The 25,367-nt window shown below is 49.9% G+C and carries 23 protein-coding genes; 22 read left to right on the top strand and 1 reads right to left on the bottom strand.

All coding sequences use genetic code 11. From position 1 onward, the window contains the following. The 22 genes from PK629_09510 to PK629_09615 form a co-directional block, all read left to right on the top strand. A partial coding sequence (locus PK629_09510) for a YggS family pyridoxal phosphate-dependent enzyme (protein HOP11711.1) occupies positions 1–107 on the top strand: 107 nt, incomplete at its 5' end. A gap of 54 nt (positions 108–161) precedes the next feature. Then, a complete protein-coding gene (gene sepF / locus PK629_09515) occupies positions 162–605 on the top strand; it encodes a cell division protein SepF (protein HOP11712.1) in 444 nt (147 codons plus the stop codon). Positions 606–754: 149 nt separating this feature from the next. Continuing rightward, positions 755–1,828 (top strand): aspartate-semialdehyde dehydrogenase, encoded by a 1,074-nt coding sequence (locus PK629_09520; GenBank protein ID HOP11713.1) that lies wholly within the window; start codon positions 755–757, stop codon positions 1,826–1,828. Positions 1,829–1,883: 55 nt separating this feature from the next. Beyond that, entirely contained in the window at positions 1,884–2,639 is a 756-nt protein-coding gene (locus PK629_09525) for a YlmH/Sll1252 family protein (protein ID HOP11714.1), read from the top strand. A gap of 14 nt (positions 2,640–2,653) precedes the next feature. Next, on the top strand, positions 2,654–3,244 hold the full coding sequence (locus PK629_09530; protein ID HOP11715.1) for a hypothetical protein: 591 nt from the start codon (positions 2,654–2,656) through the stop codon (positions 3,242–3,244). A 22-nt stretch (positions 3,245–3,266) separates the two neighbouring features. Beyond that, positions 3,267–6,005 carry an isoleucine--tRNA ligase gene (gene ileS, locus PK629_09535; protein ID HOP11716.1) on the top strand — a complete coding sequence of 913 codons (2,739 nt, stop codon included), beginning with the start codon at positions 3,267–3,269 and terminating at the stop codon, positions 6,003–6,005. A gap of 116 nt (positions 6,006–6,121) precedes the next feature. Next, a complete protein-coding gene (locus tag PK629_09540) occupies positions 6,122–7,009 on the top strand; it encodes a M28 family peptidase (GenBank protein HOP11717.1) in 888 nt (295 codons plus the stop codon). After that, entirely contained in the window at positions 7,009–7,485 is a 477-nt protein-coding gene (gene lspA / locus PK629_09545) for a signal peptidase II (GenBank protein ID HOP11718.1), read from the top strand. Before PK629_09540 ends, lspA begins: the two co-directional genes overlap by 1 nt. Continuing rightward, positions 7,478–8,398: an RluA family pseudouridine synthase gene (locus PK629_09550; protein HOP11719.1), complete on the top strand. Its 921-nt coding sequence runs from the start codon at positions 7,478–7,480 to the stop codon at positions 8,396–8,398. Before lspA ends, PK629_09550 begins: the two co-directional genes overlap by 8 nt. Beyond that, positions 8,395–9,207, top strand: a complete 813-nt coding sequence (locus PK629_09555) for an HAD family hydrolase (GenBank protein HOP11720.1) — start codon at positions 8,395–8,397, stop codon at positions 9,205–9,207. The genes PK629_09550 and PK629_09555 overlap by 4 nt, the downstream gene beginning before the upstream one ends. A 52-nt stretch (positions 9,208–9,259) precedes the next feature. Further along, a complete protein-coding gene (locus PK629_09560) occupies positions 9,260–10,105 on the top strand; it encodes a transketolase (protein ID HOP11721.1) in 846 nt (281 codons plus the stop codon). A gap of 2 nt (positions 10,106–10,107) precedes the next feature. Further along, positions 10,108–11,052 (top strand): transketolase family protein, encoded by a 945-nt coding sequence (locus PK629_09565; protein HOP11722.1) that lies wholly within the window; start codon positions 10,108–10,110, stop codon positions 11,050–11,052. An 85-nt stretch (positions 11,053–11,137) separates the two neighbouring features. Then, the gene (locus tag PK629_09570) at positions 11,138–11,542 is read left to right on the top strand and encodes a hypothetical protein (GenBank protein HOP11723.1); all 405 of its coding nucleotides are present in this window, start codon (positions 11,138–11,140) and stop codon (positions 11,540–11,542) included. Between the two features lie 270 nt (positions 11,543–11,812). Then, on the top strand, positions 11,813–12,601 hold the full coding sequence (gene rlmB / locus PK629_09575; GenBank protein HOP11724.1) for a 23S rRNA (guanosine(2251)-2'-O)-methyltransferase RlmB: 789 nt from the start codon (positions 11,813–11,815) through the stop codon (positions 12,599–12,601). Further along, positions 12,598–15,096 carry a hypothetical protein gene (locus tag PK629_09580; protein HOP11725.1) on the top strand — a complete coding sequence of 833 codons (2,499 nt, stop codon included), beginning with the start codon at positions 12,598–12,600 and terminating at the stop codon, positions 15,094–15,096. Before rlmB ends, PK629_09580 begins: the two co-directional genes overlap by 4 nt. A gap of 225 nt (positions 15,097–15,321) precedes the next feature. Next, positions 15,322–16,263, top strand: coding sequence for an ATP-binding cassette domain-containing protein (locus PK629_09585; GenBank protein ID HOP11726.1), 942 nt, complete (start codon positions 15,322–15,324; stop codon positions 16,261–16,263). A gap of 20 nt (positions 16,264–16,283) precedes the next feature. After that, complete coding sequence (locus tag PK629_09590; GenBank protein ID HOP11727.1) at positions 16,284–16,988, top strand: ABC transporter permease subunit; 705 nt, start codon at positions 16,284–16,286, stop codon at positions 16,986–16,988. Between the two features lie 13 nt (positions 16,989–17,001). Further along, positions 17,002–18,501, top strand: a complete 1,500-nt coding sequence (locus tag PK629_09595) for a Gldg family protein (GenBank protein HOP11728.1) — start codon at positions 17,002–17,004, stop codon at positions 18,499–18,501. After that, on the top strand, positions 18,501–19,976 hold the full coding sequence (locus PK629_09600) for a DUF4340 domain-containing protein (protein HOP11729.1): 1,476 nt from the start codon (positions 18,501–18,503) through the stop codon (positions 19,974–19,976). The genes PK629_09595 and PK629_09600 overlap by 1 nt, the downstream gene beginning before the upstream one ends. 160 nt (positions 19,977–20,136) lie before the next feature. Beyond that, a complete protein-coding gene (locus PK629_09605; GenBank protein ID HOP11730.1) occupies positions 20,137–20,877 on the top strand; it encodes an ATP-binding cassette domain-containing protein in 741 nt (246 codons plus the stop codon). A gap of 14 nt (positions 20,878–20,891) precedes the next feature. Beyond that, positions 20,892–21,818 (top strand): SufD family Fe-S cluster assembly protein, encoded by a 927-nt coding sequence (locus PK629_09610; GenBank protein ID HOP11731.1) that lies wholly within the window; start codon positions 20,892–20,894, stop codon positions 21,816–21,818. Between the two features lie 24 nt (positions 21,819–21,842). Continuing rightward, the gene (locus tag PK629_09615) at positions 21,843–22,862 is read left to right on the top strand and encodes a uroporphyrinogen decarboxylase family protein (protein HOP11732.1); all 1,020 of its coding nucleotides are present in this window, start codon (positions 21,843–21,845) and stop codon (positions 22,860–22,862) included. A 627-nt stretch (positions 22,863–23,489) separates the two neighbouring features. Here the strand turns inward: PK629_09615 and pckA are convergent. After that, on the bottom strand, positions 23,490–25,064 hold the full coding sequence (gene pckA, locus PK629_09620; protein ID HOP11733.1) for a phosphoenolpyruvate carboxykinase (ATP): 1,575 nt from the start codon (positions 25,062–25,064) through the stop codon (positions 23,490–23,492). Positions 25,065–25,367: the final 303 nt, after the last annotated feature.

A 25,367-nucleotide genomic window follows, 5' to 3' on the forward strand; every position in this document is an offset into this window, starting at 1 on the left:
ATATGTTACTGTCCATGGGAATGTCGGGCGATTATATAGAAGCCATCAAATGCGGCTCCACGATGATCCGCATCGGCACCGCCCTATTCGGACGGAGACAGAGATAGAAAAAATTTGGGGTTGACCGAAAGGTCGAAAAAAGAGAGCGGAGGAATTGAATAATGAACGTTATCGGTAAGCTGAAGGCAGTCTTCGGCGTAGAGGACTATGACGAGTACGAGCAGGATGAAGAGGCAGTTGAGGAGTTTGAACAACCCGTCCTTCAAAAACCCGAACGGTATGAGCGTATTCAAGCGGACGACAAAAAAGTCGTGAACATCAACGCCACATCTCAGCTCAAAGTCGTTTTGATCCGTCCGGAGTCCTACAGCCGCGACGCCAATCCGATCGCCGACCATCTCAAGAACAAACGCGCGGTCGTCATCAATTTTGAACGCACCGTCGGCAACGAGGCCAGACGACTGCTCGACTTTTTGTCCGGTGTCGCCTATGCCCAGGACGGCAGTGTCCAGCGCATCGCCGATAAGGCATTCTTGATCACACCGTACAACGTCGAGGTCGAGACCGGCGATTTCCTGTACGAGATCGACAACGGTCTGAACTAAACTTTGCACCTGACCCGCAAGGGTTTTGATAAAATTTTCACAAGGCAGGTCCGGCAGTGGGCTTGCCTTGCTGTGTTTTATCTGATTATTCAAGGATATTAATTGAATTTTAAGCAGTTGGCATTATTATAAGAAAGAGAAGGTATAATATGGGATTGAAAGTCGGGGTTTTGGGTGTAGGTCCTGTGGGTGAGAAGATTCTTCAAGTTTTAAGTGAACGGGCGTTTCCTGCGGATGGGCCTGTCACCGTGATGGCAACCAGCGAACGGGATGAAAATTTAAACGGGAAACCGGTGCATGTCCGAAAAATCAGTGAAGACCTTTTCGGCAATCTTGATCTTGTCTTTTTCGCCGGAAAAGAGGGTGCAAAAGGCGCAAGTTTGCAATGGGCCGAAATCGCCGTCAAAAAGGGCTGTACAGTCATTGACAACGGCGGGGATTTGCGCATGTATCCCTGTTATCCGCTCGTGATTCCGGAAATCAATATGGACGCTGTTACGGCGGATATGCGGTTAATTTGCAACCCCAACTGCTCTACGATTCAAATGGCAATTTCGCTTTACCCGCTGCATAAAGCCGCAAGATTGCGCCGCGTCATTGTCTCTACCTATCAATCGGTCAGCGGACACAGCGGCGCTGCGATAGAACAGCTAAAGAAAGAAACCAGACAGGTGCTTTCTGGGAATTTACCGGAGCAGAATTCATCAATTTTTACTCGTCAAATTGCTTTTAACTGCATTCCGCATATTGATCGGTTCACGGAAAGCGGATACACACGCGAGGAACTGAAAATGATCAATGAGACGCGCAAAATATTCGGAGAACCCAATTTGATGATCAGCGCAACAACGGTTCGTGTTCCTGTGATGGTCGGACACGGTGAATCAATCAATGCGGAATTTATGGAACCGATGCATGCGGCAAAAGCGATTGAGATTTTATCGGATAAACAATCTGCACCGGGCATTGTCTGTATGGACGGAATGAACGGGAATGAAGAAGCGCTTAATATCCGCGGGGACTCCCTTGAACGCAATTACCCTGTGGGAGCGGATTTGGCAAAGGACGAATGGCGTGACGCCGTGCTTGTCGGGCGAATTCGCGATGATATGACCGCACCCAACTGCATCAATCTTTGGTGTGTATCCGATAATTTACGCAAGGGCGCGGCGACAAACGCGGTTCAAATTGCGGAGCAAATGATAAAAAGAGGATTGTTATAATCCGACTGTTTTCCGGGATTGCACGACGGCTGAGTCTGCGGATATGGAATGATCAATGAAAAATCAAGACAACACTTTAATCAAGGCGCGGTTTGACGACGCGGTGAAAAACGCCGCGCCCGGAAAACCGTGCTTTTTCGGGTTTTTGGACGAATTCCAGCGGGAATTTTTGCGTCCCGCCGCAGAGAAGCTGACCCGCATCGGAACAGTACAAGTTGCGTTTTGGGGCGGATATGAGGACGCGGAGCGGGTGATGATCGGCATATTCGCCGAAGAGCCGGATTTGGCGATGTTTCCGATTCGGGCGGTGCGTGTCGAGTACGATAAAAAATTCGGGTCGCTTTCGCACCGGGATTACCTCGGGGCGATGACCGCGCTCGGGATTGCGCGGGAGCGCATCGGCGATATTTTGACCGATGAGGACGGCGCGACCGTGTTTTGCTCGGAGGCGATTGCGCAGCTGCTGAAAAATGAGCTGAAAACCGTGGGCAGATGCGGCGTCAGGGTTGATTTCGCAGGGGAAAAGTGTTATAATTTTTCTCATAATCGGGAAAGGCGCGAATTGATCGTCGCGTCGGCTCGTCTCGACGCGGTTTTGGCGGCTTTGCTGCACTTATCACGCGAATCAGCGGTCGAGCTGATCGCCGCCGGGAAGGTCAAAGTCAACGGCGCCGAACAGACCGACAAGAGCGCCATACTGCGCGAAGATACGGTTTTTTCGATTTTAGGTAAGGGGAAGTTTCGATTCATCGGCTCACACGTCGGCGGCAGGAAGAACAAAACGCACGCCGAAATTGAGATATACGACTGAAAGGAGTGCCCGGTATGTTGGATGCAAGACAAATCAGGGATGCGGAATTTATCAAGAACGGTGTCAAGAGAAAAGCAAAAACAGAGGCACAGCAATTCCTTGAGCGCACTGCGGCAACCGTGGAACAGCTTCAAAACGAAAACGCGTCCGTGCGCGCCGAAAACATCGAATTGAATGAACGCTGCGTACGTCTGAAAGAGATGAACGAAAAACTCGTGGCCGAAAAGGACGAGCTGCTTCAAAAGCTGTCCGAAACGCCGGAGACTCCGACGCCTGTATCGCAACCGGAACCCGAACCGACAAAGAAGCCTGATATTACCGAAGAGGCCGAGCGAATTATTCAGGTCGCGCAGGACAAGGCCAGATTGATTCTGGAGCAGGCCGAGCGCGACTACCTGGTAAAAATGAATCGGGCCAACGCGGCTTTTACCCAGAAAACCATTGCTTTTGAGCGGGAATTCGGGGACAATCTGCGCAAACTCAAGGCGGCTGACGGCGAACTGCGCGAACTGAAAACGCGGCTTGTCAAACTGCTGGAGGAGATGCCCGATGGGATCGGCGAGAACGCCGCCGAAGTTTTGGACCGACTGAAAAATCAAGAATAAATAAAGGGAATGAAACGATAAAATGCCGACCGATTACAACACCACACTGAACCTGACCAAGACCGATTTTCCCATGCGCGCGGGTTTGCCGCAGCGCGAACCGGAGATGTTGAAACAGTGGGAAGAATTAAAAATATACGAGAAATTATTAGCGAAAAACGGGGGCAAGCCGCAGTTTATTCTGCACGACGGGCCTCCGTTCTCCAACGGTCCGATTCATATCGGCACCGCAATGAACAAGCTGCTCAAGGATTTTATTATTAAATACAAGGCCATGCAGGGGTATTATACGCCTTATGTCCCCGGTTGGGACAACCATGGCATGCCCATTGAAAGTGCGATCATCAAACAAAACAAGCTCGATCGCAAAAAGATGAGCATTGCGGAATTCCGCAGTGCCTGCCATAAGTTTGCGGCGGATTTTGTTGAAATTCAAAAAGAGGGCTTTGAACGGATCGGCGTCTGGGGCGACTGGGATCATCCCTACCTGACAATGGCACCCGAATTCGAGGCGGAAGAAGTCAAGGTTTTTGGGGAGATGTACGGAAAAGGATACATCTACAAAGGTCTGAAGCCGGTTTACTGGTGCCCGCACGACGAGACTGCGCTGGCCGAAGCCGAGATCGAATACGGCGACGACGCCTGCGAGACCATCTATGTCAAGTTCCCGCTCGTCGACGACAAGGGCAAATTGAAAGCACTCGGCGCGGGTGAAAAGACCTATTTCATCATCTGGACAACGACCGCCTGGACGCTTCCTGCCAACGTGGCCATCTGCGTCGGACCTGAATTTGAATATGCGTTGGTCAAGAGCGGCGATGAATTTTATGTGATCGCCAAAGAACTGGTCGAAAGCACGATGAAGGCCGCCGATAAGACCGATTATGAGATTGTCGGCACGATTAAGGGTTCTGAATTGGAGTATATGCGCACTGCGCATCCGTTTTTAGACCGCGAATCGCTGATTATCACTGGAGACCACGTCACGCTTGATACCGGTACGGGCTGCGTACACACCGCACCCGGACACGGTATGGACGACTACATTGTCTGCCGCAAATACAAGGAGCTTCCGATTCTCGTGCCGGTTGACGACCGCGGCTTTATGACCGACGAGGCCGGAAAGAGCGCCGGACTGCCGACCGACAAGGCGAGCGAAGAGATCATCGGCGAACTGCGCGATAACGGCCTGCTGTTTGCAAGTGAGAAGATCGTGCATCAATATCCGCATTGCTGGCGCTGTCACAATCCGGTGCTGTTCCGTGCGACAAGCCAGTGGTTCTGCTCGGTCGACGCCTTTAAGGAACAAGCTGTTGACGCAATCAAGGACGTCAAGTTTTACCCCGACTGGGGTCATGACCGTATGGTTTCAATGATCCGTGAGCGCAGCGACTGGTGCATTTCACGTCAGCGTCACTGGGGGTTGCCGATTCCGGTGTTTTACTGCAAGGTCTGCGGCAAGCCGATCTGCGACGCCACGACCACCGAAGCCGTCTCGAAGCTGTTCGGGAAATACGGCTCCAATGCCTGGTTTGAAAAAGAGGCAAACGAGATTCTGCCTGAGGATTACAAATGTCCGCACTGCGGCGCCTCCGAATTTGACAAGGAGACCGACACGCTCGACGGGTGGTTCGATTCCGGCTCGACGCATTTTGCTTCGCTGGCGAAAAATCACCCCGAACAGTGGCCCGCCGACATCTATCTCGAGGGCGGCGACCAATACCGCGGATGGTTCCAATCGTCGCTTTTAACTGCGGTTGCGACCAGAGGAGCTGCGCCCTACCGCACAGTCATCACCAACGGTTGGACCGTCGACGGTGAGGGCAGGGCCATGCACAAGTCCCTCGGAAACGCCGTCGCACCGCAGGAAGTTATCAAGGACTGGGGCGCGGATGTGCTGCGGCTGTGGGTTGCTTCATCGGACTATCAAAATGATGTACGCATCTCACCCGATATCATCAAACAGCTGTCCGAAGCCTACCGTAAGATTCGTAATACCGCGCGGTTCGTGCTGGGCAATCTGAGCGATTTCGATCCGGATAAAGATTATTGCACCGACTATGAGCCGCTCGACCGCTGGGCATTGTCGCGTCTGTCTGATCTGGTTAAAAAGACCACAACAGCATATGATAATTATCAGTTCCATGCCGTTTATCGGGCGTTATACGACTTCTGTGTCGTTGATATGAGCAATATTTACTTCGACGTACTCAAGGATCGTCTGTATGTCGAAAAGTCCGACGGGCAAAAACGCCGGGCCGCTCAGACCGTGATCTGGCAGGTGCTTGACGCGATCACCCGCATCATGGCGCCGATCGTCGCTTTCACCTCGGATGAGATCTGGAAGGCGATGCCGCACCGCTCGTCCGACGACAGGACTTCTCCGGTGTTCAATGATTTCCCGAAAGCAGAGAAAATCGATGTCTCCGACGTCGACTGGGAGATGTTGTTCGGCCTGCGTGAGGAGGTCAAAAAGGCGCTTGAGGAAGCCCGCAACGCCAAACTGATCGGCGCGCCGCTTGACGCCGCTGTGACCATCACAACGCCGGATACTGATAAGCTCGTTAAAAACGCTGATCTGCTGCGTGAACTCTGCATCGTCTCCGGCTTGAAGCTCGAACAGGGCGATAAGCTCTCGGTTAAAGTTGAAAAGGCGGGCGGGCAGAAATGCGTGCGCTGCTGGACCTATTCCGATACTGTCGGAAACGACGGTGAACACCCGGAACTCTGTGCCCGCTGTGCCGCTGTTTTGAGATCATGACCCCGTTTTCGGAGAAAATTATATCGGAAAATATGATTCGTTTTCATGCCCGCGATAAGGGTCGGTTTCGACTTGCCCTTAAAGCGGGTTTTGAGGAATTAGGCTATCATCCGCGTATGGAAATTCACCGGTGTTTGGGAAAAAACCGCAACGTGATTGTCGGCGATCTCGGAAAAGCCAAAGTGATTTTTACCGCACATTACGATACGCCCCCGAAAATGGCCGTCCCAAATTTCATTTTGCCGCGCAGCATTGGACTCTCGGTGTTGTATCAGCTTATTTTGGGCGTTTTGATGCTGGCCGGGTTTTATGTCTTCTTGTTGGCCGGTGGGTATATGGGTGCCGTGATTTCGGCGCTCGTTTCCAAAACGGCCGATACTTCGTTTATCACCAATTTTGCCAACATCCTCACCGGTGACACCGTGAATGAGGCGGCTGTGACTTTTACAACCATTGGCGGCTTTATCGGGATTCTTTTGTTGGGTTATTTGATTTTAGGGATGCCGAACCGCAACAACTATAACGATAACACCAGCGGCGTCGTGGCTTTGCTCGAGATTGCAGCCAAACTGCCGCCCGAACTGCGACGAGAAGCCGCTTTTGTGTTCTTTGACCGAGAGGAATGGGGGACACTGGGATCTCTGGGATTTAAAAAGCGGTATGCAAAACTGCTTGCCAACAAACCGGTCGTCAATTTTGACTGTGTGGGTGACGGAGAAACCCTTGCGTTTTTATTGAAAAAAGATGTGGGCGAGGATATTGAAAAGAAATTAAAAGCGGCGGACAAGGGACAGCGGGAGATGATATTCTTTCCGTCGAAAACGACGTTTTATCCGTCCGACCATGCGAATTTCAGATGCGGTATCGGCGTCGCGGCGTTTCGGAAAAGCCGGATTTTCGGATATTATTTGAGTCGGATACACACCAAACGCGACCGGTTTTTAAATGAGAAAAATGTTGAAGCGCTGTCGGATACGATGGTGCGGTTTTTGGAGGCGATGTGATGAGTACCATTATCATACTGAGCACAATGTTTGTGGTTTTGGTCGGCGCTGACCAACTGCTGAAGCTCTGGGCGATGAATACGCTGCCGGGCAATCCGATCCCCGTTATTGACGGCGTATTGGAGTTGTTTTATCACGAAAATCGGGGCGCGGCATTCGGTATGCTGCAGGGCGGCCGGATTATTTTTATCATCGTGACGCTGATTATTGCGGCGGCAGGGGTTTGGGCTATGTTCAAACTGCCGATGTTTCAAAAAATGGGTACGCGCATCTGCACCACGCTGATCATTGTGGGCGGAATCGGCAACCTGATCGACCGGGTGTTTCGCGGGTATGTGGTTGATTTTATCTATTTTAAGCCGATTAATTTTCCGATTTTTAACCTCGCGGACAGCTGCGTGACCTGCGGGGCGATTGCACTGGCGATCATTATTTTATTCTCTAAGGAACCGGAAAAAGTTAAAAAAGATGGGTGAGAAGATTGTCTTAACCGCCGTACAGGACGGCGTTCGGTTAGATAAATTCTTGGCCGACAACGCACCTATCAGCCGTGCTATGGCCGCCAAACTGACCGAGAGCGGCGACATATTTGTTGACAGTGTGCCGCAGGTAAAAAAATATCTGCTGAAAAACGGGCAGGTTGTGACTTTTGAACTGCCCGACCTTGAGCCGTGCGCCGCGAAGCCGGAGGATATCCCGCTCGACATCGTTTATGAGGACGACTGGCTGCTGGTCGTGAACAAACCTCGGGGAATGGTGGTGCATCCGGCGGCGGGAAATACCGACGGAACGCTAGTGAGCGCGCTGTTGGCTCACTGCGGGGATTCGCTGTCCGGCATCAACGGCGTGGTTCGTCCCGGTATTGTCCATCGCATAGACAAAGACACCAGCGGCCTTCTGATTGTCGCAAAGACCGACGAGGCACACAAAAACCTCGCCGTGCAAATCGCCGAGCATAGTTTTACGCGTGAATACGAAGCGGTTGTGATCGGGCGTTTGCCGCAGGAAAGCGGGGAAGTGGCGCTGCCGATCGGGCGCAGCAGGAACGACCGCAAAAAGATGGCGGCGACAGCGTACAATTCCAAACCCGCGCTGACCAAATATCGGGTGCTGGCCGAATATCCGGGTTACTCCCATGTGCGTTTAAAGCTCGAGACCGGAAGAACCCATCAAATTCGGGTGCATATGGCGGCGCTGGGACATCCCGTGGCCGGTGATCCGCTTTACGGCGGATTGCAGAAAGGCAGAAATTTCGGCGGACAGATTTTACACGCAAAGCACATCGGTTTTGCCCATCCCCAAGACGGGCATTGGTTGGAATTTGAGAGCGATCTGCCGCAGTATTTTATTGATTTTTTAGATGAACTGAAAGGAATTACCCAAGCATGAAGTATCACATCAAGGACACGATTTTGGTCTCGGACCTCGACGGCACGCTTTTGCCGCATGACGGAAAAGTATGTGACGAGGATATCCGAGCCATTCAGCAATATATGGCTGACGGCGGACATTTCGCACTGGCTACCGGACGCATGCCCGATATGCTAGAATATGCCGAGATCATCGGGACAAATGTGCCCTGCATCATCGGAAACGGCTCGGTGATTTTTGATTATCCGAACAAAAAAGTGCTCTGGGAACGGTTCTTGAACCCAATCGCACAGGAGGCCATTCCGAAGGTCATGCGCGAATTCCCCGGGCTCGGTCTGGAGATGCGGGTGTTGGATAAACTCTATGTCTCGCGTTTGAATGAGCAGGTGAAGTGGCACTTTTCGTGGGAGAATCAGAAATACACCCTTGTCAATCACGAGGAAAAGATTTATAATTGTCACAAGATGCTGCTGCTCGAAGAACATGAGGTTTTAGAGCGTGTAAAAGCATTTTTGGAGAAAAATTATCCCGGCGCGTTTGATTATGTTTTTTCCTGCGCGGTGTTTTTGGAAGTCATTCCGCGCGGATGCACCAAAGGCGATGCGATTCCGCAGCTGAAGCAATTGTGCGGCATGGAAAACGCTCCGGTTTTCGCGGTGGGCGATTACGGGAATGATATCGCTCTGCTGAAAGCAGCCACTTTTTCCGGCTGTCCGTCGACCGCGATCAATGAGGTCAAGCAGATTGCGGACGTCATCTGCAAACCGGTGGGACAAGGCGCCGTGGCGGAATTTATATCGGTTTTGAGAGAAAAATATCTCGCATAAGCATAAGGTAGTAATTTGGATTTATGATATGACTGAAAGGATGGTTTCATTAATGGACGCAAAGACAAAATTGGAACTCGAGAAAATCGCCGTAAAAATCCGCATGGGCGTGATCGAGGGCGTTTACAACGCAAAATCGGGTCACCCGGGCGGTTCTCTTTCAAGCTCGGATATTATGACTTATCTGTATTTCAAACAGATGCGCATCGATCCGAAAAACCCCAAAGATCCCGACCGTGACCGCTTTGTGCTGTCCAAGGGACATTGCGCACCGGTGCTGTATTCAACACTGGCCAACCGCGGATATTTTCCGGTCGAGGATTTGAAGACGCTTCGGCATATCGGCAGTTATCTGCAGGGACATCCCGACATGAAGGGCACGCCCGGCGTGGATATGAGCAGCGGTTCACTGGGACAGGGCATCTCCGCAGCCTGCGGTATGGCCAAAGGTGCAAAGGTGCAGGGGAAAGATTTTCATGTTTATGCGCTGCTCGGTGACGGCGAACTCGAAGAGGGTCAGGTTTGGGAAGCGGCCATGTTTGCCGGATTCTACAAGCTCGACAACCTCACCGCGATCGTCGACTATAACGGTTTGCAGATTGACGGGAAACTCTCCGACGTCTGTTCTCCCGAACCTATCGCGCCGAAATTCAAGGCGTTTAACTGGAACGTGATTGAGATCTGCGCCCATGAATTTGACGATATCGAAAAAGCGTTTGCTGAGGCTCTTGCGCATAAAGGCGAACCGACGGTGATCATTGCGCACAGCGTCAAGGGCAAGTGCGTCTCTTATATGGAAAATATGGCGAAGTGGCACGGCAGCGCGCCCAACACTGAGCAATATGAACAGGCAATGAGTGAATTAAAGGCACGGCTGTCTGAATTGGAGGGTAACTGAAAATGGCTGACATTGTGAAAAAAGCAACCAGAGAATCTTACGGTGATGCGCTTGTGGCACTGGCTGAAAAATACCCAAATATCGTTGTACTCGACGCAGACCTCGCCGAAGCGACCAAGACGATTAAATTTAAAAAAGCTTACCCCGACCGGTTTTTTGACTGCGGTATCGCCGAGGGCAATATGATGTCGGTGGCGGCGGGTCTTTCCACAACAGGTTTGATTCCGTTCGCGTCGACGTTTGCGATGTTTGCCGCCGGCAGAGCGTTTGAACAGGTTCGCAACAGCATCGGCTATCCGCATATGAACGTCAAAATCGGTGCAACGCATGCCGGTATCTCTGTCGGTGAAGACGGCCCGACGCATCAATGCAACGAGGATATCGGCCTGATGCGCACGATCCCCGGTATGACCGTGATCAGCCCGGCGGATGACGTCGAAGCCAAGGCGGCTGTCGAGGCGGCGATTTTGCATAACGGACCGGTATATCTGCGATTCAGCCGGCTTGCGACACCGGTGTTCAACAATCCGGAGACCTATGAATTCGAGATGGGTAAAGGCGTCGTATTAGCCGACGGCAAGGATGTCACGATTGTGGCGACCGGCCTGATGGTCAATGAAGCGCTCGCAGCCCGGGAACTGCTGAAAGCCGACGGTATTGACGCTGCGGTAATCAACATTCATACGATCAAGCCGATTGATGCGGAACTGCTGGCGAAATACGCTGCGAAGACCGGATGCATACTGACCGCCGAAGAACACAGCGTGATCGGCGGACTCGGCAGCGCGGTCTGCGATGCGATCTGCAACAAGCCCGTTCCGGTGCTGAAACTGGGCGTCAACGACCAGTTCGGAACCTCCGGCCCGGCGGCGGATTTGTTAAAGCTGTTCGGACTTTGTGCCGAAAACATCGCGGTGATGGCCAAAAAGGCAATTGCGCTGAAATAAAAAATATAAAGAGCCGCGGGGATATGTTCTCCGCGGTTTTTTAATTTGAAGGATTGCTCTATCAAAAACCGAAAGGAGAAACGGCATGAAAAGCAAAAGAATAACGAATCCTTTTTTTGTTGTCGTATTATCTGGTTTTTTGTTGGCTTCATTAATTGCAATTTTCATTATTGGTTTCAGCCTTTTCAGATCAGACATCATTATGCTTGACCAAAAGCCAGAGCGTTTTTGTATATGTGAAGAATCCCCGAATGTATTGAATTATATTGCTGTTGAAGATGCGGAAGACGCGGTGACGCTTGCAAAAGCATACATAAGAATCATTTATGATGAACCGCCGTCACGGCATGGCCCGTACTATGTTTATTTTGATGAAGAAGATCAAGTTTACTACATCCGCGCACAAGGGAAACTATTTGACGGCGGTGTGGATTTGATTATCAAAAAGGCGACAGGTGAATTGATTTCTTGTTTACACGGGAAATTCTAAAAGCTTGGTATATGACGGAGCGACGAGGGCGTCGCTCCCTACGGAAAAACACCGAGGTCGCAAGTACGGCTGCGAAGTTATAAAATGAGCACATTCTGTGACGTGTTTGTAACCGTCATCAGGGCGGTGAATTTGTCGACGTATTCAACCCGCGAATAAGGAAAAATAATTGAAATTATTGTATTGTTTTGGTATAATAAGCACAAGCGACAAATCGCAAACCGACGCTGCGATTAAAAACAGCCGCAAAAACTTTTCAGGAGCGCGAAAATGAGCTTTACCTCCGAAAAAGACGGACGCGACAGGGAATTGAATGATATCTATGCCGGAAAAAATCCCGTGGCCGAAGCACTGGCCGCAGGCATTATTTTCGACACGGTTTTTGTCACCAAAAAGGACGGGCCGAACGCACCGCTGATTGCCAAATGCGTTAAAGCGGGTGCGATGATTAAAGAGGTGCATCCTGCCAAACTGGATGCGCTTTCCGGCGGCGCAAATCATCAGGGTATCGTCGCAATCGCGGCCTGTGCAAAACCTGCGGAACTGGACGATATTTTTAAAGCGGCGGAGGAAAAAGGGGAACCGCCTTTGATTTTAATTGCGGACGATATTCAGGATCCGCATAATTTGGGCGCATTGATTCGCAGTGCCGAATGCGCGGGTGCACACGGTGTGATTGTGCCCAAACACCGCAGTGCGATGCTGGGCGGCGTGGTTGCCAAGAGCTCCGCGGGCGCGGTATCGCATATCCCGATCGTCAAGGTGTCCAACCTCGTGAACGCAATGAAGGAACTGAAACAGCGCGGCATCTGGATTTACGGCGCCGATATGGACGGCGGAGACTTTTATAAGACCGATCTGACCGGTGCGAGCGCGATTGTGATCGGCTCGGAGGGCGAGGGGATCGGCCGGCTGGTTAAAGAGACTTGTGACGGAATCATTTCCATTCCGATGAAGGGTAAAATAAACTCGCTGAACGCCTCGGTCGCAGGCGGCATTTTGCTGTTCGAGGCCGCGGTGCAGCGTAAGAAGAGAGAGACGGCGGGGTATAAAAAATGAACGACGAAAAAAATAAAAACAATCCCGGCGAGATCAGTGACGAAATTTTTGAGCGCATTGCCGCCGAAAAACGCCGCAAACTCAATCAACTGATCAGCAGTTTTGAAGAGCGGGAGCGGTCCAAAAATCTGGACGAGGACACGCGCCAAACCATTCACCGCGATCTGTTCCCGGGTGAGCGTAAAAAACAGGAACACCCCAGAACGAGAAGTTTTGAGGATAACCAACTGCCGCTTGATACCCAGATTTCCGAGCCGCAGGTGGGCAGGTTCAACGAGGAAGAAGATATTAAAATCCGGCCGATTAAAAAAGCGGTGATACGGCCGGAACCCGAACCCGCACAGGAGGAAGAGGACGACGTGCGGATTTATTCCCCTGTCGCCCACATAAAACCCCAGCCGGAGCAGGAGCCGCAGACTGAGCAGGAATTAAAACCGGAGCAGGAGTCCGAACCCGAGATTCAAGCTGAACAGCCTGTCGAATATGTGCCTGTGAAAAAAGCCGAGCCCGTACCGGAAAACGAGAAGAGTGACAATGCGCAGGAGCTGCTTTTAAAATCGCGTCGTGAAAAAATGGAGAACTTTGTTCTGGACACCACGGCTTCGCAGGATGAGGATATCGGCGAGGAATTTGAATTTACCCGTAATTCCAACACCGAAGAAATCGCGGCCGATTTGGCGCGGTGGACCCGTAAAAAGGTGTTGCGGGTGGTGGTATGTCTGGTGATCTTTATCGCGTCGCTTTTGATTGTCTTATCACCCGCACTGCCGATGACAGCGCTGCCTTACGATCTTTCTGCGTCGGCTGAGACATCTGCCGTCAATACAGATGTTTTTTCGGACGACGGAACGCTGACCATCGGAGAAGCAAATCAATCGCCTGTGACAGTGTCCGGAAGCAACTATGAGGTGAATCCGAACAAACAGCAGGTTCGGGTGATCATCGGCGTATTGCTGGCATTGAATATCATTGTGCTGGCGGTTTCGGTCGATACGCTTTCAGGCGGGCTGGTTGATCTGTTCAAACTCTGCCCGACCGGAGACAGTGCGGCTTCGCTGATTTGGCTCTTTACGACAGTGCAAGGGATAATCTTGATGGTGACACCGGAATCTTTTGCGGCGGGTGTATTCGGCGTGTTTTTGCCGTTTGCCGCATTTGCGGCGATGATTGCGCATCTGACCGGTCTGCTACGGCAAGTCCGAGAGAAAAACGGGTTTGAGGTGATTTCCAATCCGGGCGCAAAATTTCATCTGCGCCTGCAAAACGAAGGGAATTCCGCTATTTTGCAGCGCCCGGAAGAGGATGAAGATGCGGTTGCCGGCGTGTTTGTCAAAGCCGATTTCGCCTCCGATTATTTTGCGATGTCGGATTCCGAGGACGGTGCTGACCGTATCAATAAAGTTCTGGTGCCTGCGGTGACCTTGTTCGGTCTGCTGTTGGCTATTGCGGTGACAGTCATCCGGGGCGGTAATTTTGCGATGTTTTTCACGGTGTGGACAGCCGCGGTCTGTATGCTGATACCGCTTGCCTCCGGTATCATCTGTATGCTGCCGCAGGTGCGCGCATCAGGGGTGAATAAAAAGCACGGCATTGCCGTCAGCAACCAATGCGCTTTCGACGACGCTTACGATATGACGTCGATGCTCTTTACGGATAATGAGATTTTCAGCACAAAGACCATGGTGTTGAACGGGATCAAGACCTTCTCCGGCAAACGCATGGACGAAGCGATCATTCTGGCTGCGTCAGCGGTGGAAAAACGCGGCGGTCCGCTGAAAGAATTGTTTACCGGGATTTTATCGGAGAACGAAGGGTATTTGCTGCCGGTCGATAACGAGACCGTCTATCAGCCCGAAAAAGGCATTGTGTGCTGGATTTCGGGCAAACGTGTGATTTTGGGCTCGCGGGAGTTCATCTCGGAATATGATATCGTACTCCCGAGCGATGACTTTGATAAAAAATTCACCAAACGCAATCGCTGTCTGATCTATCTGGCGTTCGGCGGAGAACTGATGGCGGTATTGCTGGTGACTTATAAGATTGATTCCGATACCGCGCATGCGCTCCGGGCACTGGCTAAGCAGCGGGTACGCCTGCTGGTGGACACACGCGATCCCTGCATTAAATCCACTATTATTTCCAAGCAACTCGGGCTGCCCGACGATTATGTTGTCATTATCGACACGCAGGGAAAGACCGCATTGGAGAAGATTTTGCGTGAACGAACCGCATTGAAAGCGGGCGCCGTTTGCGATGGGAAAATGACCGACAGAATTCGTACTGTGCTGTCTTGCTTTAAATTGAGAAAATCTCTTTCGGTGGGGTTTGCGCTGCAGGCGGGTCTGATGGTGCTTGCATTGGGTGCGCTGCTCGTATCCGTGTTTTCCGCGACACTGAGTACGATGACGATCCTGCTGGTTTTGGCGGCGCAGGGCATCATTCTGTTATTGTCAGCAATTGCACAATGCCTGCCGGGATATCGAAATCTCTGGTGACGTTCACAGATGTTGGCAGCGGTTCCCGGGAATGTCCGGAAACCGTATGAATCGGTTGAAAAATGTACGGGAATATGCTATACTGAGTTTCTATGTGGGACGTTTTTTTCGTGTCAAAACGATTGCTTGCATAAGATGACACGAGTTTATCACAAATCTGTCACGGGTGCCGAGTAGTATTCGGCATTGAGGCGACTGATTAATTAAAAAGGAGTATGGCTTGAAATGATTGAAGTGAACGGACTGACCAAGCGGTACGGCGAAAAATACGCCATTAAAGACGTCGGTTTTAAAATCGGCGAAGGCGAAATCGTCGGTCTTTTGGGTCCTAACGGCGCCGGTAAAAGCACAACAATGAACATAATGACCGGCTATCTCTCCGCAACTTCCGGCACGGTTTCCGTCAACGGATTTGACATCCGCGAAAACCCCATCGAGGCTAAGAAAAATATAGGATATCTGCCGGAGCTGCCTCCGTTGTATCCGGATATGACGGTCAAGGCCTATCTGGACTTCATGTTTAACCTGAAGCAGGTTAAGGCCAACCGTGAGGAACATATTTCGAAAATCTGTAAACTGGTTAAAATCGATGCGGTTTATCCGCGCCTGATTAAGAATCTATCAAAGGGTTTCAGACAGCGTGTCGGTATCGCGCAGGCTTTGATAGGAACTCCCCCGATTTTGGTTTTGGACGAGCCGACAGTCGGCTTGGACCCCAAACAGATCGTCGAGATTCGAGACCTGATTGCCAACCTCGGCAGAAGACATACCATTTTGGTCAGTTCACACATTTTACATGAGATTCAGGCGGTATGTAACCGTATTATCATCATCAATCAAGGTGAGATCGTGGCTGACGGCAAGCGTGATGATATTATCCGCAAGGTCACTGAGGATGCACGTTTTACCGTTCGGGTTGCCGGTCCGCGTGATGAAGTCGCAAAAACTTTGGTGAAGATCGCCGGTGTGGATAAGATCGTCGATGACGGCGTGCGCGAAAGCGGTTCCAACGATTTCATTATCATTCCGAAAGCGAAAGTTGACGTGCGCAGAGAGGTCTTCGAACGTTTGGCAGACCGGAAATGGCCGATTATCAGCATGGTCAGCGGTCAACTGACTTTGGAAGAAGTCTTCCTGCGGCTGACCGATACCGCTGATTCGGAATGAGCCGGAAAGGAAATTGAATTATGAGAGCAATTATCAAACGTGAATTCTCCTCCTATTTTGCGCATCCCGTCGGATATCTCTTTATCGGCGTGACGTTTCTGATGGCGTCATTTAGCTTTTTTATTGATGTTTTCCTTTATGGAACCACAGATATTTCACCGGTGTTCAGTTCTTTGTTCGGTCTGATGTATTTAATCGTACCTTTGATTACAATGCGTCTTTTAAGCGAGGAAAAACGCCATAAAACCGAACAGATCTTCTATACATCTCCTGTCACAATGACCGAGGTAGTGTTGGGTAAGTTCTTCGGCGCCTGTCTGGTCTATATCGTCGCTACAGCGATCGTGTTCGTCCACCAGGTTGTGCTTGCGTTTTACGGCAGCCCCGAATGGGGTCTGTTGATCTGCCGGTATCTGGGGCTGGTTTTGCTGGGTGGTCTGCTGATCGGAATCGGACTTGTCGTCTCGGCTTTGACTGAGAGCCAAGCCGTTGCCGCTATCATCACCCTTGCGGTCACGATGATCATGGACAGAATCGATTCCCTGACACAGTCTTCGTCCAGCGAAACGCTGATCAAGATCACAGAGTGGATTTCACCCGGGCATCATTTCACCGGCTTTTTTAACGGCATTTTAAACGTCGCCGATATTTTCTATTATATCAGTATGACCGGATTGCTGCTCTTTATTGCGGTTAGAATCTTGGACCGCAAGAGATGGGCATAAGGAGGATAACACAGTGAAGACAACCGAGAAAACTCCCGTCCAAAAAACGGCCAGAGTTCATAAGGAATCGAGTACGGGCAAAACACATGTCTGGATTACCGTCGTTGTATCCATCGTACTGCTTGTGACGATTTTCCTTGCGCAATCAGCGTTGGATCTGCTGTCATTGAAAGCAGACATGACAGCGCAAAAAATATTTACCATGAGCGATGAGACGAAGGCCTTTGTGCAGAGTATCAATAAGACGGTCGATATCGTGGTATTGCAAAACGAGAACTCTTTCAAAGCGGATTTTCCGCAGCAGCTGGAAATTATCCAGTCCTATGCGCAGGTGAATCCGGATTATTTCACTTACAGTTATGTCGACGTTGTGTATAATCCGACTTATTTGCTGCCGTATCAGGATGAGCAGATCAGCGAGGGTGATATTCTGGTCAAATGCGGAGAGCGTTATAAGATCGTATCTTACAGCGATTTGGATTATACCACAACCGATACCACTACTTATGAATCAAAAGAATACTCCGATGTCGAAAATGCCATGAACTATGCCATTCAGTATGTTCTGATGGATAAGACCTATGTTATCGGTTTTACCACAGGCCACAATGAAGCGATTACAGGCGACTTCGGCACATTCCTCGAGGACAATCTCTTTGAAGTCAGAAGCATCAATCTTGCGGGTAATCCCGACCTCAGCGACGTCAGCGTGATCGTGGCACAGGGTCCGCAGTATGATTTCTCCGATGAAGAACTGAAGATTCTCGACAAGTTCCTGACCAATGACGGTGAATATGATCGCACGTTTGCGTATTTCGCAACATTGGACAAACAAACTACGCCGAATTTGGATGCATTTTTAGCCGAGTGGGGTCTTGTTGTCACCGACGATGTCGTATATGAACTGGATTCCGACCGCTATATGAGCAATCCGCTGATGGTGTATGCTCAAGTCCCCGAGAGTGAGACCACTTACGGTGAAAATTATGCGTCCCTGACGCCGGGCACCAATTATAAATTGCTGATGCCGTATACCCGAGATATCGAATTTACATTCACAGCGCCGGCAAAGGGTGCCATTACGACAACCTCTTTGCTTGAGAGTACGGGCAATCCGTTCCTGACAACTGTGGATAATGCAAAAGAGGCCTCTTTTGTTCCCAGAGAAGACGATCCGGGCGATACCTCCTATACCGTTGCCGCAATCAGCACCAAGACCGTCGGCGCGGTGTCTTCACGCGTCTGGGTTTCCGGCAGCGTCATTTCCGCCAGCGATACGTTTATCAATGACAGTACGCTGATCAATGCGAAATATCTGCTGGAGTCTTTCAAACAGTGGACTGAACGCGTCGTCAATGAGGTTGTGATTGATCCGATCAATCTTACCACCGAGACCTATTCCGTGAGCGGATTCGGTGAGACGGTTGTGATCTTCCTGATTATTGTGGTTTTACCGCCGGTTGCGATCATCATCGCGGGACTCACGGTCTATTCCAGAAGGAGACATCTGTGATGAAGAAAAAGTCGATTATCATCGTTATTGTGTTGGTATTGGCGCTCGCGATTTCAAGCGGTGCATATATTCTCTTGAGCCAACGCGATAACAATAACGGCGAAACCGAAACCGATCAGAATATTTCTATCGGAATCAGCGGTTATAATGAGTATAACGTCGCGAACGATATTAAGAAAATGACGATTGACAACTTGTACGGCGTCTTTTCGTTTACGCCGGATCCATCCGTGAACGGAATCGACGATAAGAGCTGGTTCTTGGATGATTTGGACGGTATCAAGTCCGACGCCTATGCAGTCAACGATATCGCACTTGCGTTTTACACGATCACCGCTACCAAGAAACTGGAGGTCGCCTCCGAGGATCTTACGACGTACGGGTTTGACAATCCGGAGTTGACGGTGACAATCGAGTTTAACGACGGGAATGTCTACGTCTATTCGTTCGGCGGATCCGTCGGCCTCAGCGATTCCGAGACCGATTACTACTGCTACATGATGCGCAGCGGTGACGATGCGGTTTATCTGATTGAAAATTACTTTTACGATATTGCATTTATATCATTGAAAGACGTAATGCAAACGTCACTCTATACGCAGCTTGAAGATGATGTGGTAATTCAGGAATTGAATTTCAGCGGTTCGCAGGGTGATACCTTGAAAATTCAAAACAACGAGGACAATTATCTCGATTACAGTATCGTCGAACCCTATAACAGAGATGTGGATTCAACCGCAATCAGCGATCTGCTGGGGGAACTTGATATCATTGATGAGGACGTTACCGTCGAGATCGCCGGCACAAAGGACATGCAGATTTCCGATTACACTTTGCATATGTATGGACTCGATGATCCGGCTCGTATCTTGAATTTCAAATACACCATCGAAAACACCGAAATCGGAGAAGACGGCAGTGTCAGTCAAACATATGACGAAGGGCAGCATACCATTAAAATGGGCATTGTCTATGACAACACGGTCTATGTGATGGTGGATGACGTAAACGCGATTTATGCGGTGCCCTACAGTTTGTTGGGTGCGGTATACGAAGCGAGCTTTGATTCATTGGCTGAACGGAACATCTATACGGAAAAGCTTATTAATATCGATGAGATTATTTTCGATACCGATTTCAAAACCTTCGATTACAAGCTGACCTCATCGACCGAAGTCACCGGCGTGACTTTGAACGGCAAGAGCATTGACGTTTCTGCAATCAAGTCGCTGTATACGACATTTGCTTCAATTGCCTATTCGGAACGCAGTGAGAATCCGCCGACGGCTGAGCCGTATATGACAATCACAATAAAGCTGAACACCGGCGTCACCGATGTGATTCGATTCACTGAGTATAATTCGCGCAGATACTATGTCACAATCAACGGCGAAGGCGATCTGCTGATTTCTTATGAACTGGTTGACGAGTTGATGGATGTGCTGAAAGAAACCGATAAGACAGCTTTAGGATAATTAAATAAAACAAAGAAGGGGCGGCGAAAACCGCCTCTTGCTTTTTGCTTGTAAACATAACAGGGTTATGATATAATATTATCAATATACCTTTTAGGTATAGATTAAGGCTGAAAGGTTGAAAATAAATAATCCGGAGTTTGCGAAGAGGTAGCAATATATGCTTGAATTAAAAAATATCGGATGGACACTTCCCGGCGGAGTGAAAATTTTGGACAATGTCAATATAACGGTGCCGGATGGACAGCTGACGGTGATTACCGGGCCGAACGGCGGCGGTAAGACTTCAATTGCAAAACTGATCGCGGGACTGGAAAAACCGACGGCAGGGGAAATATTTTTGAATGGAACCGACATCACCGATTGGGATATCACCGAGCGGGCCAAGCACGGTATCGGATATGCGTTTCAACAGCCGGTGCGTTTCAAGGGGCTGACCGTACGCGATTTATTGGAGCTGTCGGCCGGGAAAAAACTCTGTACTGACGACGCTTGTGCCGTGCTTGGAAAAGTCGGGTTGTGTGCCAACGAATATATCGACCGGGAAGTTGACGGGCGGCTTTCGGGCGGCGAGAGCAAACGGATTGAGATTGCAACGGTTTTGGCGCGCTGCGATGCGCAGGTAACAGTATTTGATGAGCCGGAGGCCGGAATTGACCTCTGGAGCTTTACGAGTTTGATAGAAGCGTTTCAGGCACTGAAAAACGAACACAGGGAATCCTTGCTGGTAATTTCGCATCAAGAACGAATTCTTGAGATTGCAGATTACTTGATCGTAGTGGCCAACGGCTCCGTGCGTACTGCCGGAAAACGGGAGGAGATTCTGCCGCAGTTACTCTCCGGTGAAAAACAGGATATCTGCCCGTTGGGCAGACCGATTGAAAAAACAGTAAAGGCCTAAGGGGAGGCGAAGAGATGAATGATATAACCGGAAAATTGCTTGGAATAATCTCTGAGATAAACCCTTTTAAAGACGATTTTAAAGGCGCTTATAATATCCGCGAAGACGGGCAATGTGCCGGCAGGAAATCCTCGGAGCATATTAAAATCGAGTCTAAAAAGGATTTGCCCGGATTGGAAATTCATATCGACTCCAAGGCACAGGGAGAGACTGTTTTTATCCCGGCCTGTGTGACCCACGGGGCTGTGGACGATTTGGTTTACAATGATTTTTTCGTCGGAGCAGGGGCTGATGTAATCATCGTCGCGGGCTGCGGCGTTCACACCGAAGACGGACATGATTCGAGACATAACGGCATCCACCGATTCTTCCTTGAGGAAGGTGCGCATGTATTATATAAGGAAAATCACATTGGAACCGGAAAAGGGAAAGGCGTTCGCAGAATCGACCCGGTGACCGAGGCGGTTTTGAATGAGGAAGCGGTTCTCGAGATGGACACCGTGCAGATCGGCGGCGTCGACAGCACGATCCGTAAGACGAATGCGACTTTGGCTGCAAGAGCAAGACTGGTGATTCATGAGCGCATTTTGACGGAACGGGAACAGCAGGCCAAAACCGATTTTTCTGTTATCCTGAACGGAGATGACAGCGCGGTTGATCTGGTGTCTCGCTCGGTTGCACGGGATAACTCCTATCAGGAGTATCGTTCACGCATCGAGGGCAACTGCCGCTGTACGGGTCATTCGGAGTGCGATGCGATTTTAGCCGGAAACGGCAGAGTCAATGCCGCGCCTGAGCTGCTGGCTGCCAACGTGGACGCCTCGCTGATTCATGAGGCTGCGATCGGAAAGATTGCGGGTGAGCAGATTACAAAACTGCGTACTTTGGGTCTGACTGAAGAGGAAGCAGAACGCAAGATTATCGAGGGATTTTTAAAATAAATATAACGGAAGAGGTGGTCGACTGTGAATTCCCGGCAAAAAGGACTCAGTGTTTTCAACCGAAGCAGCAACGGCGAAGGCGTTATGTGGACCGGACACCCCAATACCGATACGGTACCTATTTTTGCAAAGGAATGGGGCATTGAACCGACCCGAGAGGCGATCTACGAATACTTGAATGACGACTGCCGGTGGTTTATGGCAGATCAATGCTATCACCATCCCGAGGGAAGACCGATATTTGACCCCTCTTTTGGTATTAAGCGCGGAAAGAATTTAAGCGCACCGGGTTGCTTTGCCGAGACCGAATCGGTCGCCGAAGTCGATCAATATCCTTGGCCGGACGTCAAGTTCTTGGTGTTTGATGAATTATATAAAACCATTGAGCAATACTCGGATAAGCTGATTTTCACAGGGATGTGGTGCTGTTTTTTTCACAACATCTGCGATTTTATGGGCATGGAGAATTTTTTCGTGGCCATGTATGAGCGCCCTGCGGTGGTTGAAGCGATTCTCGAGCATATGATTGATTTTTATGTGGCTGCAAATGAGAAGTTTTTCAGCGGATTGGGCGACAGGGCCGATGTGATGTTTTTCGGAAATGATTTCGGAACGCAGATCGATCTGTTTATGTCCCTTGAACAATTTCGGCGTTTTTTAATGCCGTCATTTAAACGTTTGATTGCGGTCGGGAAAAAACACAATAAAAAGGTGATGCTTCACTCCTGTGGGTCGATTTATCGGATCATTCCAGATTTAATCGATGCGGGTGTGGACGCCCTCCATCCCATTCAGGCAAAAGCTACGGGGATGAGCGCAAACGATTTGAGTCAATATAAAAACGATCTCGCCTTTGTCGGCGGTATTGACGCACAGTCGCTGTTTGTCAACGGCACGCCGGATGATATTCGAAATGAAGTCAGACGGGTACGAGGGATATTGGGGCCGAATATCATTATTTCTCCCAGTCATGAGGAGATTTTGCCGAACGTTCCGGCGGCGAATATAAAAGCTATGGCGGAAGCGGCACACCGCGCGGATTAATGTCGCTACCTATACGGGAAATCTTTCATAATCACAGGATGGTCCGTCATTGCGGGCGGAGCGTAACAATCCAGATAGGGAGTATTCAGGGCGCTTCGTTTCTGGATTGCTTTGTCACTGCATTCTTCGCAAAGACGAGTCGAAGAAATCTCGGTATCATTATGTAAACAGACATTTAGATTTTTAAGCTGTTATCAGTCGGAGATTCTTCGACTGCGCGCACTTGTGCGCTCCGCTCAGAATGACAAATCAAAACAAAACGGCGGCTGTCCGAATTGGACAGCCGCCGTTATCTATTCACAATGAGTCGAATTATTTCTTCAGGATAGGAGCGTCGACAGATCTCCAAAGGAGATTACCTGAATTCTTATTTTACAATCGGAGCATCAACAGATCTCCAAAGGAGATTGCTTGAATTCTTATTCCACAATGGGAGCGTCGACAGATCTCCAAAGGAGATTACCTGAATTCTTATTTTACAATCGGAGCATCGACAGATCTCCAAAGGAGATTACTTGAATTCTTATTCCACAATGGGAGCGTCGACAGATCTCCAAAGGAGATTACTTGAATTCTTATTCCACAATGGGAGCGTCGACAGATCTCCAAAGGAGATTACCTGAATTCTTATTTTACAATCGGAGCATCAACAATCTCCTTGGGCATATGGGTGTATTTCTTGAAGTTGTTGATGAATCTCTCTGCCAGATCCTTCGCTGTCTTATTATAGGCTTCTTTATCCGCCCAGGTCTTCTTTGGGTCGAGAATCTCGGCCGGTACGTTCGGGCAGCTCTGCGGAACTAACAGGTTGAAAAACGGATCACGGACATATTCGACCTTGTCGAGTGAACCGTTGAGCGCTGCAGAGACCATCGCACGGGTGTACTTGATGCTCATGCGCTTACCGACGCCGTAGGAACCGCCGGACCAACCGGTATTGACCAGGAAGACATTCGCGCCGGTGGCTTTAACACGATCGCCCAGCATTTTGGCGTAGATGCTCGGGTCGAGCGGCAGGAACGGTGCGCCGAAGCAGGTCGAGAAAGTCGCCTGCGGCTCGGTGATGCCACGCTCGGTGCCGGCCAGTTTGCTGGTGTAACCGGAGACGAAATGATACATAGCCAGGTTTTCGTCGAGCTTGGAGATCGGGGGCAGTACGCCGAACGCGTCCGCTGTCAGGAAGATAACCGTCTTGGGTTGACTGCCGATGCCGGGGATGACAGCATTCGGGATATAATCGACCGGATAGCCGACACGGGTGTTCTGGGTAAGGGTGTCGTCATCGAAGTCAAGGGCACGGGTATCCGGATCCATAATGACGTTTTCGACCAGAGCACCGAATTTGATGGCGTTCCAGATCTGGGGTTCGTTTTCCTGAGACAGATTGATGCATTTGGCATAGCAGCCGCCTTCAAAGTTGAAGACGCCGTCTTTGGACCAACCGTGTTCGTCGTCACCGATCAGGCTGCGTGAGGGGTCTGCGGAAAGTGTGGTTTTGCCGGTGCCGGACAGGCCGAAGAACAGCGCGGTATCACCTTCTTCGCCGATATTGGCGGAACAATGCATCGGGAACACATCGTTGTTGGGAAGAATAAAGTTCATAACTGAGAAGATGCTCTTCTTGATCTCGCCTGCGTACTGAGAACCTGCGATGATAACGAGCTTTTTTTCATAATCAATCATAATTGCCGCTTCGCTGTGGGTATGATCAATTTCGGGGATGCACTTAAAGCCCGGTGCCGCAATAACTGTAAAATCAGGGGCAAAACTTTCAAGCTGCTCTTTGGTCGGGCGAATCAACGCCTGGTTGGTAAACAGAGCCTGAGAAGCCAGTTCGTTGATGACGCGGAATTTCTGGCCGTATTTGACATCCGCACCCGCAAAACCATCGAAGATGAACAATTCCCGGTTCTGCAGATAGGCAACGAGCTTACCATAAATATTATCGAAGTTTTCCTGTGTGGTGGGGACATTGACTTTACCCCAGGAAATTAAATCGTGAACGCCCTTGCTGTCAACGATGAATTTGTCGTCAGGCGAACGTCCGGTATATTTTCCGGTATTAACAACCAGTGCGCCTGTCGCAGACAGGGAACCTTCGCCACGGGCCAGTGCTTTTTCTACGAGCATTGCAGGTGTAAGATTACGCCAAACGGCTGTCGGATGGATGATTCCGAGTTTCTCGATTCCGTATGTTTCCATAGTGTCAGACCTCTTTTCAAAATGAATAACCGGAGAAGGTTCAGGCTTTCTCCGTGGAGAACGATTTGATTTTCTTCGTTTCGCGGAGAATGATTTAGCTTTCTCCGTGGAGAATAGTTCAACTTTCTCCATATATATTGTACCACAAAGAATGTCAAATTTGAAGACCTTTTTACGAGGTTTATGCTGTTTTGGCCCAGATTTGCCGTTATCACCAAAAAAAATGAAAATATTAAATAAAATATAGAGCAAATGCCTATTTTCTCCCCGATAAGCGCTATTTTTATCACTTTTATATCGACA

This window comes from Oscillospiraceae bacterium (assembly GCA_035380125.1).
Lineage (GTDB): Bacteria > Bacillota > Clostridia > Oscillospirales > JAKOTC01 > DAOPZJ01.